The following is a 4,494-nucleotide window of genomic DNA, read 5'->3' as shown; positions in this document are numbered from 1 at the left end:
GACTATGTCGGCAGTATTGGTTATCTCACGCATTTGAACCTGATCCGTAATAATGCATTTGCCAACGCCTTAGTTAACAATTCTGAGTTTGAAATTGCTAATATTACCGAAGTTAATGTGGGTGGATTTAGAAGTGATCTTGCAACCGGTATGATGTTTCGCTGGGGTAGCGATCTTGGCGGTAATATGGGCGCGGCAAATATTTCAACCGAGAACCCGTTTCGTCCAGGGATGATTGGCGCATCAAATTCAGCGTGGTTTGTATTTACTGGCATTGAAGGTCGTTACCGATTTAACGACATTACGATTGAAGGTGAGCGGCCTAATATTCCAGACCCTGAAAATTATCCATCGACGCTTGAACATTGGCAGTCAAGCGCGGTATTAGGGTCAGTTTGGTATAACAAATACCTTGGTATTAGCATCACCTTTACGGCTAAAACACCAGACTATAAAGAAGCACCGACCTCAGTCTACGGTACTGCAGCCCTTTCTCTTTTTGCTTTTTTCTAACTTGAACGCAGCTCCGTTAACAGACCTCAACAGGGAGTAATAATTCATTATGAACAACAGCTTTTTCGAGTAAGTAAATAGAGAATGTCGAGCCGACGCCAAGCTCAGATGCTACCGTGATCTTACCGCCCACATCACCAATAATACTTTGGCTAACCGATAAACCTAAACCAGTACCACTGCGGCGCGTGGTGAAAAATGGATCAAAAATACGGGCTAAATTATCCTCGCTGATACCACAGCCATGATCGCTAATATGTACCACGGCACCAATAACATCACCGTTATCATCAAACCAATCCTCGGTTTTAATTTTTAACAAACCTTTGTCATCCATGGCATGTACACCGTTCATCTGCAAATTCACCAATACTTGCAACAGTTGATGGCGATTTACTTCCACACAACATTTTGCTTCTAATTGCGATTCGACTTGTACATTGGCCGACTTGGTTCCAGAGCGCACTAAAGTCAGACTTTCTTTAACAATAAGGTTTAAATGCTGCCAAGTAACCTCATCCTGTACTCCGCCTTGTCGACTGTATTGCAATAAGCTACGGGTAATATTTCGGATCCGATCGATTTGTTCATGTATGGCATCCAGCTCCTCCTGTACCCGTTGGCTATCATTACCGAGCTCTAATTGTAATAGTTCAACATTACCTAAGATCACTGCGGTTGGATTATTAATTTCATGGGCAATACCTGCGGTTAACTCACCCAGCGCGGCCAACTTTTCACTCATCACCAATTTACTGCGCGTTTGGTTTAATAACTTGATGTACTCTTCTAACTCTTGGGTTTTGTCATGTAAGCTCTGCGTTCTAATATGAACTTTATCTTCTAATTCACTAGAAGCCTGCTGGATAAGTTCATTGCGTTGCTGCAGTTGATCCAGCATTGAATCAAATTGCTGACCAAATGCCGCCAATTCATGATCTTTACATAACCCCAGATCACCAATGCGACGATTTAATCCTAACGGCACTACTTTCACCACATTATGGATCTTTTCTATCGGTCTGAATAAGTCTCGCGCACCACGATATACTAGGCTACCCGATAGTAATAATACCACGATAAAACCGACACTGAACTCCGCAATATTAGTTAAAAATGTTTCTAATAATGGCCATTCTAAATAGCCGGTATACAGCATGCCAATGACGTTACCATCATAATCTCGTAACGGTTCGTACGCAGAGATATACCAATTATCATAGACAAAAGCACGACCGACCCAGTCCAATCCATCAATGAGTACTTGCTGCTTTACTTTAACAGAAACTCGGGTACCAATGGCACGACCGTTAACTCCTTCACTATCCAATGGCACATTGGTACTGACGCGAATATCATCCATAAACAAGGTCACGGTACCGATGCTACCAGGCGGCAAAGAACCATCGGTATAGACAAGATCACGAATTCGATCAACCAGCAAGGTACTGTTATTTAATAATATGCCACCATCAAGGATCCATTGCAGTTGATTATTAGCATCAAATATAGGTAATAAATTACGACTCACTAGTCCCTTTGATTCCATCGTTTTTTCGCGTAATAACGGTATTTGCGCGTTGACCGGAAGATTGTCATTTAATACCAGCAACTGGTTACGGTTTAAGACTTGGAAAAATGTTTGCGACTTGCCCGCCAGCAATAACTGCTGATTAGTCAAAGGAAAAGTATCCAGTGCTGAGGCGGGATGTAATACCACAAAATCTAAGGCATTATTTTCAGTTTGCCGATTTACCCAAGCCGGTAATTTAGCTTTGTCAGTGCGTAATAAGTGCTGAAAGTCGTACGAGGATGACAGTGATGTAAGCTGCAAGCGCTGCTCTTTTTGCAACAAATCAATACTGCTCTGCGCTACAGTCAGATCAGCTTTAACGTTCATTAACGCATTCTGCCACGTGTAGGTTACCGTCCAATACATCGTCAGAGCAAAAAGTGCAAATAACGTGAGAATAATAGGCACAGAGGTAAGTACCAACAAGCGGTAACGTACCATGGTCCTAAAACGCTTAATCCATAACAATATAAATTGCTTCATTTTCATAAGGCTGCTTCATCAATCCATTCTTTGTATTTACGCTCTAACGTTTTACGTGCTACGCCAAGCTTACGCGCCGCCGCCGACTTATTCCCCTCGTGAGAGTCAACAACCTGCATGATATGGGCTTTTTCGACTTCTTTTAATGTCCATGCCGTTGGATAACAATATTGTTCTTCATCACCACTCACCGCTGATGAACAGTGACAAGGGTTAGCCAAATTAGCTTCATCCATACGTGTTTGGTCAAATGCGACAATTGTCGATCTTGGTAGCGGTTCAGTGTCACCTTGTAGCTCTCGCCAATACTCCGCAGGCGGTTTACCGAGCAAAATACAACGTTCCATCATATTCCTTAATTCACGGATATTACCTGGCCAGTCATAGGCCTGCATTGCTTTTATATCTTCATGGGTCCAGTTCACCCCTTTGATGCCTAAATCATTGGATAATTTCAACGTAAAGTGGTGCGCTAATGCAGGAATATCTTCAACGCGATCACGCAACGGCGGTAAATCAACCGTTAATACATTCAAACGATAATATAGATCTTGGCGGAAACGTCCTGCATCGACTTCCTCTTTTAAATTACGATTGGTGGCCGCGACAATACGCACATCAACCGGAATTTCACGCTCAGCACCAACAGGTCTTATCGCTTTTTGCTCTAATACACGCAATAGCGATGACTGCATGGCTAATGGCATTTCACCTATTTCATCAAGAAACAAGGTTCCACCATTGGCAACACGGAACAAGCCTTCACGGCTTTTTTTAGCCCCAGAAAATGCCCCTTGAATATGACCAAACAGTTCACTTTCTAATAAATCAGGCGCAATAGAACCGCAGTTTAGCGGTACAAAAGGGCCATTACGCAAGCTAAGTTGATGCAACGCTCGCGCCACTAATTCTTTACCTGTGCCAGACTCACCTTCAACCAATACAGCCGCCATTGAGGGCGCAATTTGGGTAATGAGTTTTTTCATCGACAAGGTTTTAGCGGCATCACCAATAATATCAATGGGGAAGGTTCGCTCAATATCACGTTGCAGCGCAAAGTTTTGGCGTTCAACTAAACGACGTTCGATACAGCGACTCACCGATTGCATCATTTGTTCTAGGTTAAAAGGTTTTAAAATAAAATCCGATGCACCTGCACGCAGGGCCTTAATCGCGGTATCTAAATCGGCATAACCGGTCATAAAGATCACATCACTACGGCGGGTAAGTGGATCAAAAGCCTCGTGCCATTCAATTCCCGAGCGACCAGGAAGATTAATATCAACAATCAATAAATCAAAATGGCAGCGCTTACGGAGTTCTTCTGCTTCTTCGATGCTACCTGCGGTATCAACTTGCGCAAATTTTTTGCTTAGCGCTTTATTTAAGATCGCACGCATACCCGGTTCATCATCAACAACGAGTACAGAGACTGCTGCCCAAGAGGGAGAAGAAGTAAGTTCAGACATAAATATAAATAACTACCGTAATATTAAAGTTGCGACATTTTGTCTCATCTTGACTAACAAAGTCAAAACAGTTTCCAACCTTTATTTCACCTCAACTTAATGAAACTCATCTTTTTACATAAAATCAATCACTTAACATTGAAGTTAACGTTTTATATGGTTTATTTTATAATTTGGCATCTAATTTGCTTTATAATATTAAATACTGTGACTTTTTAACTCGCTTATTACTTGAATCTAGTAATAACTTTAACGTCAGGAAGACTTAATGACTGTAACACCGATGAAATTTATCCAAACATCACTAGCCCTACTTGCACTTGCAACAACTGCAGGCGTCAATGCCGCAGACGACATGAAGATCCGTTTGGCAACGACGACGAGTACTTATCATTCAGGGCTGCTTGACTTCTTATTACCTGAATTCAAAAAAGATTCGGGTTATACCGTTGACGT

The 4,494-nt window shown here is 42.1% G+C and carries 3 protein-coding genes and 1 pseudogene; 2 read left to right on the top strand and 2 right to left on the bottom strand.

All coding sequences use genetic code 11. From position 1 onward, the window contains the following. Positions 1-513, top strand: a 513-nt coding sequence (locus QNK26_RS05005; RefSeq protein ID WP_319221235.1) for a lipid A-modifier LpxR family protein, incomplete at its 5' end; no start/stop codon positions are given. Between the two features lie 16 nt (positions 514-529). On the opposite strand, the gene QNK26_RS05000 is transcribed toward QNK26_RS05005, so the two are convergent. Both QNK26_RS05000 and QNK26_RS04995 read right to left on the bottom strand, forming a co-directional pair. After that, positions 530-2,575 carry a cache domain-containing protein gene (locus QNK26_RS05000; protein ID WP_319221234.1) on the bottom strand — a complete coding sequence of 682 codons (2,046 nt, stop codon included), beginning with the start codon at positions 2,573-2,575 and terminating at the stop codon, positions 530-532. After that, entirely contained in the window at positions 2,572-4,038 is a 1,467-nt protein-coding gene (locus QNK26_RS04995; protein ID WP_319221232.1) for a sigma-54 dependent transcriptional regulator, read from the bottom strand. The genes QNK26_RS05000 and QNK26_RS04995 overlap by 4 nt, the downstream gene beginning before the upstream one ends. A gap of 268 nt (positions 4,039-4,306) precedes the next feature. On the opposite strand from QNK26_RS04995, the pseudogene QNK26_RS04990 reads away from it, so the two are divergent. Beyond that, positions 4,307-4,494, top strand: a pseudogene (locus QNK26_RS04990) (tungsten ABC transporter substrate-binding protein); the annotation flags it as partial.

This window comes from Moritella sp. (genome assembly GCF_033791185.1).
Taxonomy (GTDB): Bacteria; Pseudomonadota; Gammaproteobacteria; order Enterobacterales; family Moritellaceae; genus Moritella.
Note: the sequence above shows the minus strand (reverse complement) of the source record. Positions and strands in the feature narration are given on the sequence as shown.

What these genes read in the sequence shown, in the direction of transcription:
- QNK26_RS05000 (WP_319221234.1), bottom strand. Translation starts at nt 2,575, where the DNA reads ATGAAAATGAAGCAATTTATATTGTTATGGATTAAGCGTTTTAGGACC.
- QNK26_RS04995 (WP_319221232.1), bottom strand. Translation starts at nt 4,038, where the DNA reads ATGTCTGAACTTACTTCTTCTCCCTCTTGGGCAGCAGTCTCTGTACTC.